The sequence below is a fragment of the Bacillus sp. FSL K6-1560 genome (assembly GCF_038592935.1).
Classification (GTDB): domain Bacteria; phylum Bacillota; class Bacilli; order Bacillales; family Bacillaceae; genus Bacillus; species Bacillus subtilis.
The window spans coordinates 1,512,103-1,530,594 of sequence record NZ_CP151946.1 but is presented as its reverse complement, the minus strand read 5'-3'; the positions used below and the strand labels follow the sequence as shown (position 1 = coordinate 1,530,594).

Below are 18,492 nucleotides of genomic sequence, written 5' to 3'. Positions count from 1 at the left end.
CATATACCTTATGATTTGATTGTACTTGAAAAAAGCTTCAAGCGAAAAGGATAGGTAAAAAGGGTTCAATTGAGTAAAAGGGGAATTCAGATGAAAAAATCAATAAATGAGCAAAAAACGATATTCATTATACTATTAAGCAACATCTTCGTAGCATTTCTTGGTATCGGTTTAATCATTCCAGTTATGCCTTCTTTTATGAAAATCATGCATTTATCCGGCAGCACAATGGGTTATCTTGTTGCGGCTTTTGCCATTTCTCAGTTAATTACTTCACCTTTTGCAGGTAGGTGGGTTGACCGTTTCGGGAGAAAAAAAATGATTATTCTCGGGTTGCTTATATTCAGTTTATCTGAGTTGATTTTCGGATTAGGGACCCATGTTTCAATATTTTATTTCTCGAGGATATTGGGTGGTGTAAGTGCGGCTTTTATCATGCCCGCGGTAACAGCATATGTAGCTGATATTACAACCCTAAAGGAAAGGTCAAAGGCTATGGGGTATGTTTCTGCTGCAATTAGCACCGGCTTTATTATTGGGCCTGGTGCGGGAGGATTTATTGCCGGCTTTGGCATCCGCATGCCGTTTTTCTTCGCCTCCGCCATCGCGTTAATAGCAGCTGTCACTTCCGTTTTTATACTAAAAGAGTCATTGTCGACAGAAGAACGCCATCAACTCTCATCTCATACAAAGGAATCAAATTTTATTAAAGACTTGAAGAGATCCATTCATCCTGTCTATTTCATTGCATTTATTATCGTCTTTGTAATGGCTTTTGGTTTATCAGCTTATGAAACGGTATTCAGCTTGTTTTCTGATCATAAATTTGGCTTCACACCAAAAGATATTGCAGCCATTATTACGATTAGCTCCATTGTTGCGGTAGTTATTCAAGTTTTACTATTCGGGAAATTGGTCAACAAACTTGGAGAGAAAAGAATGATTCAGCTGTGCTTAATAACCGGTGCGATCTTGGCTTTCGTGTCTACTGTTATGTCAGGATTTTTAACTGTTTTGCTTGTAACTTGTTTTATTTTTCTAGCGTTCGATTTGCTACGTCCGGCCTTAACCGCTCATTTATCCAATATGGCCGGTAACCAGCAGGGTTTCGTAGCAGGCATGAACTCCACATACACCAGCCTGGGAAATATATTTGGACCTGCTTTAGGCGGTATACTATTTGATCTTAACATTCATTATCCTTTCCTTTTTGCAGGTTTCGTTATGATTGTCGGCCTTGGTCTTACAATGGTTTGGAAAGAAAAAAAGAATGATGCTGCAGCTTTGAATTAATTCATTTTCTATAAAGTCAAGTCATTTGGATGCAGGGAATGCCTCTGGTTAGGCACAATAAGAAAAGGTACTTAATTTGATAGGCTACATGTTGCTTGATGTGAAAATAGTTTATGCTGAGTTTTAGCAATATCAGGATTTCATCTGCCATCACCTTAAGCCGCAGCCTAACCGGGATAAGAAAAAAGGAGAATGTAGTATGAGTATAAACATAAAAGCAGTAACTGATGATAATCGTGCTGCAATTCTTGATCTGCATGTCAGCCAGAATCAATTATCATATATTGAATCTACAAAAGTATGTTTAGAGGATGCAAAAGAATGTCACTATTATAAACCTGTCGGGCTTTACTATGATGGAGATCTAGTCGGTTTTGCAATGTATGGATTGTTTCCCGAGTATGATGAAGATAATAAAAACGGACGAGTCTGGCTTGACCGATTTTTTATTGACGAACGCTATCAGGGAAAAGGATTAGGGAAGAAAATGCTTAAAGCCCTCATTCAGCACCTTGCTGAGCTATATAAATGCAAGAGAATTTATTTAAGTATATTTGAAAATAATATTCATGCTATACGCCTTTATCAAAGGTTTGGTTTTCGATTTAATGGTGAACTCGACTTTAATGGTGAGAAGGTAATGGTAAAAGAGCTATAGATATCCAAGCCTCCTTGTTTGCTGAGAAACGTTTGAACTTCGATAATGATTACCTGCTTAAACTGCAAGATCATTGTTTAAAAAAGCCTGGATGAAAATTTCATCTCAGGCTTTAAGCATCTTATTAGTCAAAATCTCATGTGCTTTATCCAGATGTTATTCTTTTTTCCGGACAATTTCTAAATAATTAATATGCCGGCCAACTGTTTTGTGCACTTTAAAAATATACCCATCGGCTTCTATAACGGATCCAACTGCAGCGTCTATTTGTTGAGTCATAAACCAGCCGCCTATCGTATCCACTTCGTCACTTGCTAACGTCGTTCCCAATAAATCATTTACATCCTCAATGAGCACTTTCGAATCTAAGATAAAGTGATTATCATTTACTTTTCTAATATCAGGCACTTCATCTTCATCAAATTCATCTCTGATTTCCCCAACAATTTCTTCAAGAATATCTTCAACAGTGACTAAACCTGAAGTGCCGCCATATTCATCCACAAGAATAGCGATATGTGTTCGCTCTTTTTGCATTTTTACCAATAAATCATGAATTGGAACGGATTCAATAACATGGATAACAGGAGTGATATGATTTTCTAACTTGAAATCCTCTTTTATCTTCTGGTCTGTGTCAATATAAGCTGACAAGAATTCTTTAGCATTGATAAAACCAATGATTGAATCTTTATCTCCATTTAGGACTGGGTACCTTGTATAACTCTCTGTCTTAATGGTCTTAACAATAGTTTCATAAGAATCCTCACTAGAAATCGCTACGATCTCTCTTCTCGGAATCATAATTTCTTTGGCAATTCTTTCATCAAATTCAAAAATATTATTTACATATTTCAACTCATTTTTATTGATTTCACCGCTCTTATAGCTTTCAGACAGTAAGATGCGCAGTTCTTCTTCAGAATGAGCAAGTTCATGTTCTGATGCAGGTTTCAAACCGAAGAGTCCTACTATAAACCGGGCTGAACCATTTAAAAACCATATAAAAGGGAACAGGATGCGGTAAAACCAAATAATTGGCTTTGCAGTCAAAAGAGTGATGGTTTCCGCTTTTTGGATAGCGAGTGTTTTAGGAGCAAGTTCTCCAACTACAACGTGCAAAAAAGTCGCAATCACAAAAGCAATCACTAAGATCAATACATGTGAGACTGTTTCACTTACATGAAAATGAGCAAATAAGGGGTGCAAAATCACTTCAAAAGTCGATTCTCCAACCCAGCCAATTCCCAACGCTGTAACCGTGATCCCTAATTGACAAGCTGACAAATACTCGTCCAAATGAGTAATGACCTTTTTGGCTGATACGGCACCTTTTTTTCCCTCTAATATGAGTTGGTCAATTTTTGATGACCTGATCTTTACTATCGCAAATTCAGTCGCAACAAAAAATGCTGTTAAGACAATTAATATAGTAAAGATTATAAGGTTAATGGTTGTCAATGATTTGCCTTACCTAGTAAGGCGTACACCTCCGATATAAATATTTATTTTTCTAACCTTTTTTTCTGAATAAACAAAAAACAATATATATAACATTATAAGTTCAAAAGAACCTAAAATCAACTCTGAATGATGTAAATAATCATCTTTTTCCGTATGGAGAGTGGTTCCCATAGTATTCAACTAACGATTGGTGACGTTTTAAGGCTTAAAAAAGAAAGCAAAATAAAAACACACCTGAATTTTCTGGTGTGTTTCAATAATACCCAACCGTCTTAATTTATTTGATGTCTTTATTAAGGTTTTCTCTTAAAATTTGAATCAATTCCGCCTGTTGCTTTATATTTTTGCGGCCATTTCTATTAATTGCAGCAAGTTCACAGACAATTCCAGCTGAAATGAAAAACAATAGACCTTCAAACATTTTAAATCCCCCACCGTCTAAGTGATAGTCAAATGTGTTTTTTCTTTTTGCAATACCTGCTTATAATCTTCCTTACGCTGATATATGTTATTTAAAATGAGTCCAATAATGACAAACAGTGTTCCTACTATATCAAAAGCAGTTATGTTATATCCTTTGATCACCATGATTAACAATGTAGTGATGGGGACAAAGTTAATAAATAAAATCCCGTTAATGGATGATAGGATTTTAATGCCATAGTTCCAACTAAGGAGGGCTATGATACCTGGTAAAGTAATCATAAATAAAAAATCATACTTAATTGCTGCAACTACTTTAATACTCGGTACCGACACGTAACCTTGCGCGGTAAGTATAGCTGTCATGATTCCTGTTATAGCTGTGCCGAATAAACATGTCAATGTTGAATAACGAAGTGTGGACCACTCTTGGAATAACTGTCCCCCCATTGTGTAGACAACCCATCCTAAAACACCAATGAATATAAAGAGTAGCGAGAATAGATGATCCCATAATGAAAAAAAGAAACTTATATTACCTTTGGTTATGACCATCGAAGCCCCCAAAAAGGCAATCAATATACTGATCATTGTGTATTTTTTAGGTTTCACATGTTTATATCCCCATAGAATAACAATTGAAAGCATCGGCATGAGTGCCTCGGCAATGGACGCTGTCATAATTCCAGACTTCCCCATCAACCTTTGACCTAAAAAAATAAGAACATTGTATACAGTAAACGCCATCACCCCAAATAAAATGATCCATTTTGCTTTACCCTCTAAATGAAATGATTTTTTTCCTTCTCTCACTAATAATAAAATCACTAACATAATTGTTACCACACCGTAGCGAATAAATGAAAAATAAAACGGATCAATAAATTCTAATGCATGATCTGCAACTGGAAACATCGCGCCCCAAGACATACTTGCCACTAAACATGTAAGGGCACCAATGAATAATTGACTTTTTTTCATTGAATTCCCCTCCTTTTCTTAAAAATTACAATGAGAATTATAAAAAGAAGTAAGCATCAAGTAAAATGAACAAAAGTGATGAAAAACATCATTGATAATGATACTTTAATGAAGGGGGGATCTTCATGGAACTGCGAGACTTACAAATTTTCAAATGCGTAGCCCATCACAAGAGTATTACCGGTGCTGCAAAAGAGTTAAATTATGTACAATCTAATGTAACTGCGCGGATTAAGCAATTAGAGAATGAGCTCAAAACACCTCTTTTCAATCGCCATAAAAAAGGGGTTTCACTAAGCCCAGAGGGCCGAAAAATGATTGAATACGTTAACAAAATTTTGAAAGATGTTGAAGAACTGGAGCAGGTCTTTCTAGATACTGAAATACCATCTGGAATATTAAAAATCGGTACAGTGGAAACAGTGAGGATACTGCCGACCATCATAGCCTCCTATTATAAAAAGTATCCTAATGTGGATTTATCATTGCAGGCTGGTCTAACAGAGGAACTTATTAAAAAGGTCATGAATCACGAATTAGACGGAGCTTTTATTTCAGGCCCTTTGAAACATTCTATTCTAGAACAGTATGATGTTTATACTGAAAAACTTACTCTAGTAACCAGTAACAAAACGTTTAATATAGAGGATGTTTCAACGACTCCGATTCTTGTTTTTAATCAGGGGTGCGGGTATCGGTCTAGGCTTGAACAATGGCTCAAAGATGAAGGTGTGCTCCCAAACAGAATGATGGAATTTAACATCCTAGAGACAATCTTAAATAGTGTTGCACTTGGACTCGGTATAACAGTGGTACCGGAATCTGCTGTTATGCATCTAGCTGCACAAGGTAAGGTTTATTGTCACCCATTACCTGAGAAAGATAGCTGTATCTCAACAATCTTTATACGCCATAAAGATGCGTACCTGACAAATTCAATGCGCAGCCTCCTTAAGACCATTGTTGAACATAAAAATATGAGTATGTCTTAAAGAGCTTTTTCTCTTTCTATGTTAACTTCTTAAATAAAAGAGAAGGCGCATCTCCACTTCGCTACCCTTATTCACAATAAAATAGAGCAGTAAACATGTGAGTTACTGCTCTGCTTCGTTTATCCACCGTTCATTTGTTTTACAATGTATTCAGCATCATTTCCTACGCCTTGAAGCAACGCTGAACCTCGCTTATGCTGCCAAGGCAACCCTATAAAGTACAATCCTTCTACAGGTGAAACACCTCTATGATGTATGATTCGACCTTCTTGATCCAAAACACCTTTTATATTTATCCAACATAAGGGATTCCTGAAACCAGTAGCCCAAATAATATTGTTTACTTCTAATGTAGATGAATCTTTAAAAATGATTTCATTTTGCTTTGCGGCAATGACTCTTTTTTTTAAGATGATCTCCTTCTGTTTTATTGCATGTTTTAATTCATGCCCAAATACTGGATCACCTTTCTTTTGAATGAATTTGCCTACTATTGATGTATGACTTGCATGTAAAACTCCTAATTTATCAAACCACCAAAAGATGCTTCTTTTTCCGATCATTAAAGGGAAATAAACTAGTTTATTACTACAGGCTAAATATGTAACTCTTTCTTTGGATAATTCAACAGCTATCTGAGCACCACTATTCCCACCACCAACTACTAGTACATTTCCATATGCCAATTGTTTTGAATTCTTATATTGTGATGAGTGTAGTTGATTAATATGATCAGCTAAATCCTTTGATATTGATGGAATACTAGGGGTATGAAAAGGCCCTGTAGCAATGACAAGATTCTTCGTTTGATATTCTTCCCGATTTGTTTTTATTAAGAAATAATTCTTTATTTTTAGGACACTTATTACTTCTGTCCGTAATTGGATTGGAATTTCAAATTTTTTAACATACTTCTTTAGATAAGCAACAATTTCATTTTTTGTAGGAAATCCATGTTTTTCTCCTTCAAGATGCATTCCAGGCAAAGAGCTATACATTCGAGAAGTAAATAAAACTAATGAGTCATACCGATCTTTCCAGCTCTCCCCCACCTCATGACTTTTATCCAAAATGATAAACTTTTGATCGGACTGCTTAAGATAATATCCTATCGAGATCCCTGCTTGACCAGCCCCGATTACGATAGTGTCGTACACATTATCACCCCGCCAATTTCAAATTGTCAGTAGACAGAATCTGCAAAATGCTAGTTGATCTCCTCACTATAAAGTTAGATAAAAAATTTAATGGTGATGGTGGTCACGCGGCTTCTCCATTTTGGGCTGACAAAGGATCGCATTGTCGTGATTATGCGCTTCAGTTTCCATTTGAATGGTTACGTGCGTAATGCCTTTATGCTCAAGTTCATGTTCAATTTTGCGTAAAATATTTTCACTTTCTGAAATGGTCAGTTGATCGTCCACAACTGCATGGCAAGAAAGAGCATTCAATCCGCTTGTGATAGACCATATGTGTAAATCATGAATGTTTTGAATTCCCTCTGTCCCTTCAATTGTACGAATGATATCAGAGACATCGATATTTTCTGGAGTTCCTTCCATTAAGATGTGAATGGAATCTTTAGTCACATTGTAACCGCTTCTTAGAACAAGAATAGCCACAATGATACTAGCCAATGGATCTGCCCAGCCCCATCCAAAGAAGATGATAAGTATGGCAGCTAAAATGGCACCTACAGAGCCGAGCATATCGCTTATTACATGTAAATAAGCTCCTCTTATATTCAGATTATTCTTTGTATCTCCGCCACTCATCATAATCCAAGCGACCAATAGATTCACAACTAACCCGATGATACTAATTGTAAGCATGCCGGTTGTTGCTACTTCTGGTGGATTAGAGAAGCGTTCGATTGCTTCATAAATGATATAAAGAGAAATAAGAATTAAGGCAGCACCGTTTATCACAGCTGCAAGAATCTCAAATCGTTTATAGCCGAATGTCTTATTGTGATTTGCCTTTTTTTCAGCTAATGTAAAAGCAATCAGGGCAACCATTAATGAAATTGAATCACTCAGCATATGGCCTGCATCAGATAAAAGCGCCAGACTATTTGTTAAAAATCCACCTATAGCTTCTATAATCATATAACCTGTAATCATGATAAAAGAGATCAATAAAACCTTTTTATTTGCTCCTTCATTATGATTGTGACTATGATTGTGACCCATAAAAAACTCCTCCTTAACTAAAGTTTTTAATACATATGTATTTATTATTTCAAATCTGTTATGAAGCATTCTAACATGATGCAAATAATATTTATATATGAGCATGTGTTCATATATAAATATATCTACTCTTTACTGAAATGTCAAAATATTTTTATAGAAATCCACAATACCTCCTTAATTATTCTCTTATAAACATAAAAAAGCGTAGCAAACCCATGGTTTGCTACGCTACCCTAGTTTCTCTATCCTTTTCTTCAATCAAGCATTTGAGGGTAGTATTCAACTACAATTTACCTGTTAAAAATTGGGCCTCCCCAAGTCCAAAACTCCAGTCAGCATTATCATTTTCAACAATAGATACAATTAAATCAGTTGATGCGATACCACACTCAGATTCCAGTCTTTCGGCTAACAGCCTGTAAAATTTTTGTTTCTTCTCTTCCGGTCGGGATTTACTTGTAACTGAAAGTGAACTTAAGCCGGCAAATTTAGAAAATTTCGTGCAGAATGAAGGAACTCTTGATCAATTACCGGATGTTCTTCCTACCTTACGAAGAGGCGAAGCAAGAGGAAGGATGATTGTAAATTTGGTTGAACACATTTAATAAGCAATGCAACCGGCGAACAAGCACTTTGTCCTTCCTGCAGATCTGAGTGATATTGCTGTTGATTGATCAACTTGTTTTTGTTCGGAATATACTCAGTATATAGCCGCATATTCCCCCTGTAATAGCTGGAATGAGCCACCCCAGCCCTATGTTATACATAGGAAGAATCTGAGAGAAAATATGATTCACAACTTCAATTTTTATTCCCGCCTCCTTCAAACCGTCAAATAAGCTGATGATGAATGCGAATAATAAACTGCCTTGATACACTTCTGTCTTCCCTTTAAATACAGAATGCAAAAACGTTAAAAATATTAAGGAAATCGCGATAGGATACATCGTCAGTAAGACAGGCATTGACACCTTAATGAGCTGGGTTAATCCTATATTTGCGACAAGTGTACTAAACACTGATAAAACGACAGCAATTTTTTTATAAGAAATGTTCGGAAATAATTCATGAAAAAATGAAGAACACGCTGTGATCAGTCCGACACTTGTCGTCAGACACGCCACTGTAATCATTAAGCCCAATAAGATTGAACCATAAGATCCAAAATAATAGGATGAAACCTTAGCCAAGACCTCTGCTCCATTTTCTAAAATCCCCAGTTCTTCAACGCTGGAAGCCCCCATATAGGAAAGGGCTGTATACATAACTGCTAAGAGTACAGCTGCAATCGCGGCTGCTTTTGCACAAACACCCATCAGCTGTTTTTTGGTAGAAGCTCCTTGTTCTTTCAATGCATTCACGATGATAATTCCAAAAACAAATGCTACAAGAGCATCCAGAGTAAGGTATCCTTCCTGAAATCCTTTAAAAAACGCTTGTGATGTGTACCCTTTTGATGGTGCTTGAATGGTTCCAATTGGGCGAATAAGAGCTACCACTACAAGCAATCCGATAAATGTCAGCTTAATTGGCGTCAAAAATTTTCCAACTATATCAATGATTTTTGAAGGATTAAGTGATAACAAGCATGCCAATCCGAAAAATAATATTGTAAATATGATTAATGAGACAGGGCCTGCATCATTTGATAAAAAAGGTTTTACCCCAATTTCAAACGATACGTTTCCTGATCTCGGGATAGCGAAAAAAGGCCCGATTGCCAAATAGAGAATCGTCGTAAATACAATGCCAAACACCGGGTGAACACGGCTGGCTAACGACTGTAAGTTTTGTTTACCCGAAAAAACAAATGCTGTTATAGCCAGTAATGGCAATCCAACTCCGGTCACTAAGAAACCTGCATTAGCGACCCATACATTTTTCCCAGCCATTTGACCAAGCATAGGCGGAAAAATGAGATTTCCTGCTCCAAAAAACAATGCAAATAGCATTAATCCTATAATGATGATATAGGAAGCAGACACTTTTTTTGACATTATATAGCCTCCGATTAAAGTAGACACTTCTTGAATAGCCAGGAAACATTACAGATGCTATTTGCACTGGCGCAGTGTTGATTCCAAAATAAGTTTGTGTCAGTTTTATATATTTTTATCAAGTTCAATAAAAGCATGATCATTTTGATAGTTTCCGATATCGGTTAAAAAACCAATTGCACCAAAACCATATAAACAACGGTTCCCCCCGCTATGGAAAGAAGCATATTTTTCTTCCACAAGTGAAGCAGTACAACTGCAGCTGCCCCAACCAATTCAGGAATGCCATGACTTCCAGAAAGCAGACTCACATCTTTTAAACAATAAATGACCAAAAGCCCGATTACCGCTGATGGCAGCACTTTACCAAGATACTGTACATATTTCGGTGTCGGTTTGCCAGACGGGAAAATCATGAATGGAAGGAACCTTGTCAGCATTGTTCCAAGCACGACCATTGCAATGGTGATCATTTGCTGCGTCATCGTCATCGTCATACGGAAACCTCAGCTTTCTCCAATGGTTTTCTCAGAACAGTCAGTACCCCTAAAATGGCGAGCATAGCAGGAATAATAAATTGGTTTCCGCCAAAAAGGATAAGACAGGCTACTGAAAGGCCAAGTCCTGTGAGAGCACTGTAATGCTTTTTTTCTTTCATCCATTGTTCTATGAATATCACAATAAACAGAGCAGTCATCACAAAATCAAGCCCTTCGGTATTAAATTTCACGTACGACCCAAAAATACCTCCTATCGCTGCCCCCGCGACCCAATATAAATGATTAAGCAGTGTCACAAAAAACATAAACCAGCCCTTGTCAACATTCGCCGGAACATTAGCGGTATAATTGATAGAAAATGATTCATCGCACATTCCGAAAATCAGATAGAGCTTTTTCTTTCCAGTCCCTCTGTACTTATCCAACATGGAAATTCCATAAAACAAATGCCGGGCATTGACCATTAACGTCAAAAAAAGAGCATTCATAGGGTTGAACGCACCAAGTAAAAAATTCGCTGCAACAAACTCCATTGAGCCCGCAAATATCATAAAACTCATGATGATTGGATAGATTGCGCTAAATCCCAAAGAATGCATAAAGATTCCATAAGCTATCCCCAAAAACAAAAACCCCGCAAAAATCGGAATTGTATATGGGAATGCAGAACGAAATGCAGCCCATATTTGACCTCTCTTATTCATATGAGTGTTTATAGCAGGAGAGCTTAAATGTAACGATTCTTTATTTTTATTCAAATCAACAACCTCCTACATTTCATCAATTGGCACACTGACAGTTCTTTTTTCTGTACTCATGACTATGCTTGTGTCAACTCCACTAATAGCAGGGTTCTGCATTAATGAATCAATGATAAAATTCCGATAACTCTCCATGTCCTTCGCCACAATCTTAAGCATATAGTCATGGCTTCCTGTAAGTGTGTAGCATTCTTGAACCTGTGGGAATTTGTTTATATCCTCTAAAAATGAATGAATTGTCTCCCTATTTAAGGGTGATAAGTTGATGAGAGCTAGTGCTGTGACTTCGATTCCAAGTTTTTTCTCATCAACAATAGTCGTAAACTTTTTAATTATACCTGCTTCTACTAGGTTCTTTGTTCTTGCAAGGCAAGCTGATGGTGAAAGCCCAATTTTCTTAGATAAATTTAAATTTGATATTGAAGCATCTTCCTGCAATTCTCTTAAAATGGCCTTATCAGTTTCATCAAGCATAATACTCATTTGATAACCCCCAATACAACTTAACAGAATTATATTTCATCCAATTTAAATAATAACGAATTTTTATTCGTTAATCAAATATTATTTAAATTTAAATCCTTTTAAAATGTTATTCACAGAATAAAATTATCCTCGCGATTAACTCATAATGAAATTAACTTACATCAGAAAGAAGTCATGGGAAAGTTATGTACTTGTGTGAAGCATCATAAGAAACTTATCAGAAGCCAAAAAGTTATTGCGGTCTCACCGAAATTTTAATTTGTGGTGCCCTATTGCCTTTTTCTGCGAACGAAAACTGTTAAAATTCACAAAACAGAAAGTCTACTCTATTATTATTTTAAACTCGTCCTCTAATTCCTCTTGAGCCTCTAGTAAAACTTCTAATACATCATCAGCGTATGAACCTAAAAACTTTTTACTAAACTCAAAATTTATCAAGACTAAAGTGAGCGGCAAATCCACCCACCCTGTCAGGCAATCCCATAAAGCGTCTAAATTTCTCCCATAGTAGTTTGGGAAGTCTAATTTATCTTTTAAAACATCATGTAAAACTTCTATATTTTCAAAGTCTCTTCCATCTATCATTATTTTTCTCATTAGAAACAATGCCCTCCATTATTTTATCTTAACAAACGTTTACTATGTAACAGCTGTTTGTCCAAATGAGGCTGAAAACAAATAAAAAACACCGATAGGGGGAAACTATTGGTGTTTGCAAGACATTTTCATGCCCGGTAGGCATAAATAATGCTAAACTTTGTTTTTAAAAATCACATATCCCCCCAAAAAAATTAAAAACTAAGCGGCAATTCTTCGAGTGCTCTCATCAGAAAATTCCCTTTCCATTTCATTTGTTCCTTTTCGCCTTTTAACTGTATATTTGGACAGCGGCGTAATAAGGTGGAAATCGCAATCTTGGCTTCTAAGCGGGCTAACTGTGCACCAAGGCAAAAATGATTGCCATGGCCAAAAGCAATATGGCGGTTGTTCTTTCTTTCAATATCAAATATGTCGGCATTTGGAAATATCTTCTCATCACGGTTTGCTGATGCTAAAGAAATGATGATCACATCTTTCCGTTTAATCTCCTGCCCATGCAGTATAAACGGTTCAGCCGTCCAGCGAATTGTCGTTAGTTCAACAGGGCTGTGAAACCGCAATGCTTCTTCTATGGCTGAATTCATCAAGTCTGGCTGCTGGCGGAGCTTTTCAAATTGATCACCGTGACACATCAGAGCATATGTCATATTGGTGATTAAGTTTACGGTTGTTTCATGACCTGCAACGATAAGCAGCATAATCATCGAGTACAATTCTTCTGTACTTAATTGTGTGCCTTCACTTTCCGCTTGAATTAATGCACTGATTAAATCTCCTGCAGGTTCTCTCCTTTTTTTGCGAACTAAGGATTCCAGATATTCAACAAACTCCCCTAACAAGTGGTCATTCTCCTGTAGTCTTTCAGGGGCATCTGAAAAATCAATAATTGCTTGCGACCACACTCTGAATTTTTGACGATCTTCCAAGGGAATGCCGAGCATTTCACTTATCACGATAATCGGCAATGGAAACGCATAATCGTCTACTAGGTTCATGAATTTGTTGGGCTGCACTTTATCCAATAAAGAATCTGCGATATGCTGGATTTTGTCTTCCAACTGCAAAATCATCCGATGCGTAAATGCTTTTTGAACAAGAGTTCGCAAGCGGTTGTGATCAGGGGGATCTGAATTAAGCATATGTTTTGTTAAAGACTCTTCATTCTTCAATAGAGCAGGACGTTTTTCTTTTGCGGTAAATACATTTTCATAGTTTTTCTTTAATTTTTCATTCTTTAATAAATATATTGCATCATCATATCTCGATATGAGCCAGCCTTTCCCCAGAGCTCCTAAAGATAATGGGTAGAGAGGCTGTGATTTTCGCAATTCTTTATAAAATTCATACGCTTCATCTTTAAATGCTCTCGAAGACAATTGACTTTCCGTCAAAATGGTTACACTATTTTTTTCTTTTGAAGACATTCATTCGACCTCCATCTTTATGAAAGGTTAAGATAATCTTTAAATATAAAATCAATACGATTTGTAAAATGATCTATTGAGATCAGCATTCGTGATAAGGGCCAAGATGCCGCCCCGCATTTTGAAATAAAAGGTATGAGTCAGTCATTAATCATTTTGCTGCCCAAACTCTTTCCCTGATAAAATGGCGAAACTCCTAATACTTCTAAATACCATGCCGGCTCTTATAAGGATTTGGAAGATTTTTCAGTCTCATTAGTCACCGCCAACATGTTCAATACTGAAAATCCCCCCATTTTGATTAATGTTATCCCCCCTGCTGCTATATAATCCATCAAGTTAATGTCGGGTTTATCACGATGTTTTAATAGAGCGGCAACAACAATTTCACCATTCTGAATGTCAACAAAAAAGAAATGCTTTTTAAAATATGCTCTTGTCAGTACTTTATGCATTTCAAAAATAAATGAATGATCTTTTTTTTCGCGTTTTACGAGTAAATCCATAAAAGAATATTAATTGAAAAATTCATGGAGTAGCTTTGCCACTTTGCTTCATTCATCTGCCCTTGCTTGTCGATAAAGAAACATTGATACATCTCCTCTGAGCAGTAAAGCAGGAAATCGAATTAAAGCGCCCTTCCTATTGGAAAGGCGCCTGCCGTTTTACTGTGCCAAAATGTTTTTCATCAGTGAGTTTTTATAAAATCATTTATTAATTGATCAGTTGTCAATATTGTGGCAAATTCATCATGCAATGTAGCTAGAGATATATTATGAATAGTCGCCGCATCATAATATGTATCATTTTGGTCTCTCATTCCGAAGGCTGCTGTTGCATCTGAAATCAGGTATGTATCAAACCCTAAATTACCACTCATTCTTGTGGTGGTTGATACACAGTGAGGCGTGGTTAAACCAGTTATGACTACAGTGTTTATTTCATTTAATTTTAAGAATTCTTCTAAATTCGTACCAATAAAGCTGCTATTTACTGTCTTGGTTATAATGACTTCTTCATCCATAGGCTTAACTATTTCCTTTATCGCAAACCCTTCATTCTTTGGATGGAATAAAGAATGAGGTTTATCAGAAGTGTGTTGTATGTATATGACTGTCCATCCTTTTTCTCTCCATAATTTTAGTATTTTACTAATGTTTTCTTCCGCCTTTACGTTATTCCGTTCCCCCCATTTTTTATCATCGAAGGCTTTTTGTACATCCACAATGATTAAAGCTTTTTTCTTTTCTTCCACAAGATACCCTCCTATGTAGAATTTCTATTTATTACTACATTCTAAATACAAATTTTACTTTTGTACAATTGTTTAATGATGAATTTCAACTGACCGCCTTCTTTATTGGAAAATGCGTTCTAAACTGCAACTGTGCCCAAGCCGTTAACCTTCAATAATCTAATCTGAGAATCACTGGCTCTACAGAGAATGATAAAAAGCACTCTAATAACGAGTGCCGAAATGAAAAACTATTGATTTAGAAGCCATTTGATACGCTCAGCTGAAAAGATGTAGTGGAGTATTATTAGACATAAAAAGACAATACCAACTGGTTTTAAATGACTAAAATAAAGCGCTGCAACAGCCATTGCAAAGATCAATAATTCAATAACTAACCTTGTTACCCCGTTTACAGCTATTACAGTTTGTCCACTTCGACTAGGATCATTAGGTACTGCAAATACAGACCAGACAATCATAACTGCAATAGGTAAAACCCAAGTTAAAACATATTTAAAATAACCATTAAAGCTTATCCAAGCAAACACCCCTAAGGAGATTAGTGCAGCGATTTCAAGGGTGAATCTTAAAAGTAAATTAGTCTGATTCAGTTTTTCCAACTCCTCTATAAAAAACACCCCCGTAGGAGATGCTCTTTCTCTGCTTTATTTCAGCGTATAAAAACTTTTCTGTTCTTCCTCTTTAGATTTTCTTGTAGTTTTCGGCGAGATTACCTCTACTTTTGAAGAGATGATACCGACTGCTGCTGTTACCAATGCTCCGATAATAGAACGATGATAAGTATAATGAAAAATGACAACTTTTCCCCTCCTATCCAGTTAATTATCCAAATAATCAGGAAGTTGTCTACAATTTGCAGAATTTGTCGAACGAAGTAAAGATTATACCTGGGAGGCTTTACTCATTGTATGAATTACAGTAATACACTACCTTCCCTTTTGAGAAAACGTTCCCCTCTTGTATCCATTTGTTGCAACTTAGCTAGACTCTTCCAATAGGCTTCCTTTTGGCGCAGCTGCTTCTAGTCGAAATTGAGCAACACCTGAATGTTTCATTGGAATTTCTGAACCATAGAGTAGCCTCCGCAATCGATGAACCTCAATAATATGGTTCTCCTAAGTTGTGAATATTATCTACTCAATTCATCTTTTCATATATTGAATATCTCTCAATCCCTCTTTATCATTTTTTTCAATCAATTGAAAATTTATGATGAAAATACTTTTTTTTCTTGTTAGTTGCGTTATAATACTTTAGTAACAGATAAAAAGGAGGAAAAAATATGAAGAAAGTTTTATTGACAATACTTACTTTCAGTCTACTTATTTCTTTATTTGCTATTGATGGCAGTGAAGTCAAAGCAAAAGAAGTAGAAAGTGCGCATCTCCAAAAATCAACAATTAATGGTTTAGATAAAATTGTTGATAAAAACGGCAAAAAACTTATAACTGAGGAAGAGTTATTAGAATTATTTAATTCAAGCGATTTTAGTCCAAATTCAACAAACCAAGTAAATTATTTCTATACTAATATTGATAACAAAACAACCATTTTAAAGTTAAATTTAGTTGTACATAACAACAAATTAACTTCAGTATCTTTAACAGATACCGAAGAACAATCAGCGACAATTACAACAGCAGTTACAAATCAAGAAAAGGCATCGCCACAGTTTCAAATGCTTAGAAAGGTGCCAAAACCTAAACCGAAGCCTAAGCCGAAAAAACCAAAAATCACTAAAGATGTTCCATATAAAAAGAATGGTGGTACAATTAAAAAAGATTTTATAAGTGAACATGCGTATAAAAGACACAAGTATGACGCAAGCCGAAAATCTACAAGTAATAGAACTCAATATGGAAAAGATGTAGATGTCGCTGAACTGAGAAGATTAACGATGACACAGCCCGATCAAGCTTGGTCTTCTCGTGACAAAGGTGGTCCATGGCGGACATTCTATAGAAAGCAATTTAATAAAAATATAAGCACAAAAGACACTTCTACGACTCATCATCGTGTCATTATTAATACAGCAGACAGTAGTAAAAATACACAATTTCCGTTATCCTTTAAGAACTAAAACATTCATTAGCGGGGAGCTAACCATGATTGAAAAATATACAACTGAAGTTTCTTTAGACTTTTTTAATGGTGACGAGACAGATTTAAAGGATACAATTGAGGAAATTAGACTTTTTGCAAAGACATATGAGAACGATAAAGTAACCGTCCTAAGTGTTATTGAAGACGAATCTTCAAAGGGAAAAAACTATAAGGTCCTTTTACAGCACGAAAGAGATACAGATAATCTAGGACGTAAATATGAATATGATGAAGAAAAACTATTTGGTTTCTTTGAAGATGAAGAATAGTTAACACCCTTAAAACGAATTCAAAAAAACCCCACTTTTAAAAGCGGGGTTTTTAAAGCAAATGTATTCCCTGTCTAGAAAGTTGTTGTGCAGAAGAGAACATATAAGTTCTTAGAAAAATACTTACCCAACTTAGTATCAATGGTAGAATTCCCACCAATATGACGTTTTTTGTACCCATTTCTGATATAAATAACCCGCCTACAGCTGAACCAATTGTTGTTCCTATGTTACAGGATGATATAAATAAGCCATTTGCGAAATCAGGAGCTTCAGGGGCTGAAGGTGCAATCAAATATTAATTAATATTAGCCATTGATAGTGCCGTTTCGTATGAAATGGCGATGGCATTCTTGTTTGGAATAAAAATGATTCGAATATGTTCTTATCATTGGTAAACGAACAAAAAAAGAACATGTTTTGAAAAAAGATTGATCAAAACATCTTCTTATATGTTGTCATAGCGTAACTTTTTATAAAAAGGTTGATTACATTTTCGGGGCTTCCAAACCAAATTTTGCCCATTCTTCTTTTGCTGGACCATAAATACCTGGAACAGTTAAACCTGCTTGTCTCATAAGAACAGTCATTTGTCCCCGATGGTGGTTTTGATGTTGAATTAAAAACATCAAAAGTGAACCGTTAGGCAATTGTTGTCCGATAAAGTTGATACGTTCTTGAAGTGTATGGTCAGTCCATTGGGTTTTTAATGCCTGTACAAATGCATTACTGGCTTGATGATAGCTGTCAGCTATAAACTGAGCCGAAGTTGGAACAGGATAATCTTCAGCTGGGGCATGGAACGTTAAGTCTGTGTTTGAGGTAATGATGCGAATGGCAGCAACAGTATGCCAAGCAATACGGCCTAGAGTCCAATTTTGTGAAGTTATTTCTTGTTTAAGTGATTCATCAGTCAGATTATTTAATAGTTTCTGTGTAGCATCTGCTTCGAACTCCCAAGATTTCAAAAAATGGTCTAAGGTTTGAAACACAAAAATCCTCCTTTTTGTTTTTTCAATGTGCCTATAGGTTAATTATAATGCCTCGTTTCGTTAAAAAGAACAAAAAATTTTGGACAAGAATAATTA

At 36.0% G+C, this 18,492-nt stretch carries 20 protein-coding genes and 2 pseudogenes; 5 read left to right on the top strand and 17 right to left on the bottom strand.

Annotation, left to right across the window (positions count from 1 at the left end; genetic code table 11):
- Positions 1-90 precede the first annotated feature (90 nt).
- Entirely contained in the window at positions 91-1,293 is a 1,203-nt protein-coding gene (gene blt / locus NYE22_RS08205) for a multidrug efflux MFS transporter Blt (protein WP_088467288.1), read from the top strand.
- A 199-nt stretch (positions 1,294-1,492) separates the two neighbouring features.
- Positions 1,493-1,951, top strand: a complete 459-nt coding sequence (gene bltD / locus NYE22_RS08200) for a spermine/spermidine acetyltransferase (protein WP_041850101.1) — start codon at positions 1,493-1,495, stop codon at positions 1,949-1,951.
- Positions 1,952-2,107: 156 nt separating this feature from the next.
- On the opposite strand, the gene NYE22_RS08195 is transcribed toward bltD, so the two are convergent.
- The 3 genes from NYE22_RS08195 to NYE22_RS08185 form a co-directional block, all read right to left on the bottom strand.
- On the bottom strand, positions 2,108-3,412 hold the full coding sequence (locus NYE22_RS08195; RefSeq protein ID WP_041850102.1) for a hemolysin family protein: 1,305 nt from the start codon (positions 3,410-3,412) through the stop codon (positions 2,108-2,110).
- A gap of 280 nt (positions 3,413-3,692) precedes the next feature.
- Complete coding sequence (locus NYE22_RS08190) at positions 3,693-3,836, bottom strand: YrzO family protein (RefSeq protein WP_017697705.1); 144 nt, start codon at positions 3,834-3,836, stop codon at positions 3,693-3,695.
- Positions 3,837-3,853: 17 nt separating this feature from the next.
- Positions 3,854-4,819: a DMT family transporter gene (locus tag NYE22_RS08185; protein ID WP_213419129.1), complete on the bottom strand. Its 966-nt coding sequence runs from the start codon at positions 4,817-4,819 to the stop codon at positions 3,854-3,856.
- A 125-nt stretch (positions 4,820-4,944) separates the two neighbouring features.
- Here NYE22_RS08185 and czcR point away from each other — a divergent pair, with 125 nt between their 5' ends.
- Complete coding sequence (czcR, locus tag NYE22_RS08180) at positions 4,945-5,811, top strand: LysR family transcriptional regulator CzcR (RefSeq protein WP_032726237.1); 867 nt, start codon at positions 4,945-4,947, stop codon at positions 5,809-5,811.
- A 119-nt stretch (positions 5,812-5,930) separates the two neighbouring features.
- Here the strand turns inward: czcR and NYE22_RS08175 are convergent, their stop codons facing one another.
- The 12 genes and pseudogenes from NYE22_RS08175 to NYE22_RS08120 form a co-directional block, all read right to left on the bottom strand.
- Positions 5,931-6,968 (bottom strand): NAD(P)/FAD-dependent oxidoreductase, encoded by a 1,038-nt coding sequence (locus tag NYE22_RS08175; RefSeq protein ID WP_029318140.1) that lies wholly within the window; start codon positions 6,966-6,968, stop codon positions 5,931-5,933.
- An 87-nt stretch (positions 6,969-7,055) separates the two neighbouring features.
- Entirely contained in the window at positions 7,056-8,003 is a 948-nt protein-coding gene (gene czcD, locus NYE22_RS08170; protein WP_021480165.1) for a CDF family zinc transporter CzcD, read from the bottom strand.
- Between the two features lie 286 nt (positions 8,004-8,289).
- Positions 8,290-8,475 (bottom strand): annotated as a pseudogene (locus tag NYE22_RS08165) (tautomerase family protein); the annotation flags it as partial.
- A gap of 205 nt (positions 8,476-8,680) precedes the next feature.
- Entirely contained in the window at positions 8,681-10,003 is a 1,323-nt protein-coding gene (gene brnQ / locus NYE22_RS08160; RefSeq protein ID WP_041850105.1) for a branched-chain amino acid transport system II carrier protein, read from the bottom strand.
- 164 nt (positions 10,004-10,167) lie between these two features.
- The gene (azlD, locus tag NYE22_RS08155) at positions 10,168-10,500 is read right to left on the bottom strand and encodes a branched-chain amino acid transporter AzlD (RefSeq protein ID WP_003245988.1); all 333 of its coding nucleotides are present in this window, start codon (positions 10,498-10,500) and stop codon (positions 10,168-10,170) included.
- Positions 10,497-11,261 (bottom strand): azaleucine resistance protein AzlC, encoded by a 765-nt coding sequence (gene azlC / locus NYE22_RS08150; RefSeq protein ID WP_064671004.1) that lies wholly within the window; start codon positions 11,259-11,261, stop codon positions 10,497-10,499. The genes azlD and azlC overlap by 4 nt, the downstream gene beginning before the upstream one ends.
- Before the next feature lie 12 nt (positions 11,262-11,273).
- Positions 11,274-11,747, bottom strand: coding sequence for an azlBCD operon transcriptional regulator AzlB (gene azlB, locus NYE22_RS08145; RefSeq protein WP_021480168.1), 474 nt, complete (start codon positions 11,745-11,747; stop codon positions 11,274-11,276).
- A gap of 324 nt (positions 11,748-12,071) precedes the next feature.
- Positions 12,072-12,347 (bottom strand): barstar family protein, encoded by a 276-nt coding sequence (locus NYE22_RS08140; RefSeq protein ID WP_017697606.1) that lies wholly within the window; start codon positions 12,345-12,347, stop codon positions 12,072-12,074.
- Between the two features lie 194 nt (positions 12,348-12,541).
- A complete protein-coding gene (locus NYE22_RS08135; protein ID WP_161986219.1) occupies positions 12,542-13,774 on the bottom strand; it encodes a cytochrome P450 in 1,233 nt (410 codons plus the stop codon).
- A 224-nt stretch (positions 13,775-13,998) separates the two neighbouring features.
- A complete protein-coding gene (locus NYE22_RS08130; protein WP_250540153.1) occupies positions 13,999-14,280 on the bottom strand; it encodes a hypothetical protein in 282 nt (93 codons plus the stop codon).
- A 182-nt stretch (positions 14,281-14,462) separates the two neighbouring features.
- On the bottom strand, positions 14,463-15,029 hold the full coding sequence (locus tag NYE22_RS08125; RefSeq protein WP_019712537.1) for a cysteine hydrolase family protein: 567 nt from the start codon (positions 15,027-15,029) through the stop codon (positions 14,463-14,465).
- A 230-nt stretch (positions 15,030-15,259) separates the two neighbouring features.
- Positions 15,260-15,631: a YrdB family protein gene (locus NYE22_RS08120; protein ID WP_072174161.1), complete on the bottom strand. Its 372-nt coding sequence runs from the start codon at positions 15,629-15,631 to the stop codon at positions 15,260-15,262.
- A 683-nt stretch (positions 15,632-16,314) separates the two neighbouring features.
- Here NYE22_RS08120 and NYE22_RS08115 point away from each other — a divergent pair.
- Positions 16,315-17,112: a hypothetical protein gene (locus NYE22_RS08115; protein ID WP_049141110.1), complete on the top strand. Its 798-nt coding sequence runs from the start codon at positions 16,315-16,317 to the stop codon at positions 17,110-17,112.
- Between the two features lie 25 nt (positions 17,113-17,137).
- Positions 17,138-17,404, top strand: coding sequence for a hypothetical protein (locus NYE22_RS08110; protein WP_049141109.1), 267 nt, complete (start codon positions 17,138-17,140; stop codon positions 17,402-17,404).
- 52 nt (positions 17,405-17,456) lie between these two features.
- On the opposite strand, the pseudogene NYE22_RS08105 reads toward NYE22_RS08110, so the two are convergent.
- Positions 17,457-17,714 (bottom strand): annotated as a pseudogene (locus NYE22_RS08105) (MFS transporter); the annotation flags it as partial.
- A 178-nt stretch (positions 17,715-17,892) separates the two neighbouring features.
- Entirely contained in the window at positions 17,893-18,396 is a 504-nt protein-coding gene (locus tag NYE22_RS08100) for a DinB family protein (protein WP_014480368.1), read from the bottom strand.
- Positions 18,397-18,492: the final 96 nt, after the last annotated feature.

What these genes read in the sequence shown, in the direction of transcription:
- czcD (WP_021480165.1), bottom strand. Translation starts at nt 8,003, where the DNA reads ATGGGTCACAATCATAGTCACAATCATAATGAAGGAGCAAATAAAAAG.
- NYE22_RS08110 (WP_049141109.1), top strand. Translation starts at nt 17,138, where the DNA reads ATGATTGAAAAATATACAACTGAAGTTTCTTTAGACTTTTTTAATGGT.
- NYE22_RS08130 (WP_250540153.1), bottom strand. Translation starts at nt 14,280, where the DNA reads ATGGATTTACTCGTAAAACGCGAAAAAAAAGATCATTCATTTATTTTT.
- czcR (WP_032726237.1), top strand. Translation starts at nt 4,945, where the DNA reads ATGGAACTGCGAGACTTACAAATTTTCAAATGCGTAGCCCATCACAAG.
- NYE22_RS08135 (WP_161986219.1), bottom strand. Translation starts at nt 13,774, where the DNA reads ATGTCTTCAAAAGAAAAAAATAGTGTAACCATTTTGACGGAAAGTCAA.
- azlD (WP_003245988.1), bottom strand. Translation starts at nt 10,500, where the DNA reads ATGACGATGACGATGACGCAGCAAATGATCACCATTGCAATGGTCGTG.
- blt (WP_088467288.1), top strand. Translation starts at nt 91, where the DNA reads ATGAAAAAATCAATAAATGAGCAAAAAACGATATTCATTATACTATTA.
- bltD (WP_041850101.1), top strand. Translation starts at nt 1,493, where the DNA reads ATGAGTATAAACATAAAAGCAGTAACTGATGATAATCGTGCTGCAATT.
- NYE22_RS08140 (WP_017697606.1), bottom strand. Translation starts at nt 12,347, where the DNA reads ATGAGAAAAATAATGATAGATGGAAGAGACTTTGAAAATATAGAAGTT.
- NYE22_RS08190 (WP_017697705.1), bottom strand. Translation starts at nt 3,836, where the DNA reads ATGTTTGAAGGTCTATTGTTTTTCATTTCAGCTGGAATTGTCTGTGAA.
- NYE22_RS08115 (WP_049141110.1), top strand. Translation starts at nt 16,315, where the DNA reads ATGAAGAAAGTTTTATTGACAATACTTACTTTCAGTCTACTTATTTCT.
- azlB (WP_021480168.1), bottom strand. Translation starts at nt 11,747, where the DNA reads ATGAGTATTATGCTTGATGAAACTGATAAGGCCATTTTAAGAGAATTG.
- brnQ (WP_041850105.1), bottom strand. Translation starts at nt 10,003, where the DNA reads ATGTCAAAAAAAGTGTCTGCTTCCTATATCATCATTATAGGATTAATG.
- NYE22_RS08185 (WP_213419129.1), bottom strand. Translation starts at nt 4,819, where the DNA reads ATGAAAAAAAGTCAATTATTCATTGGTGCCCTTACATGTTTAGTGGCA.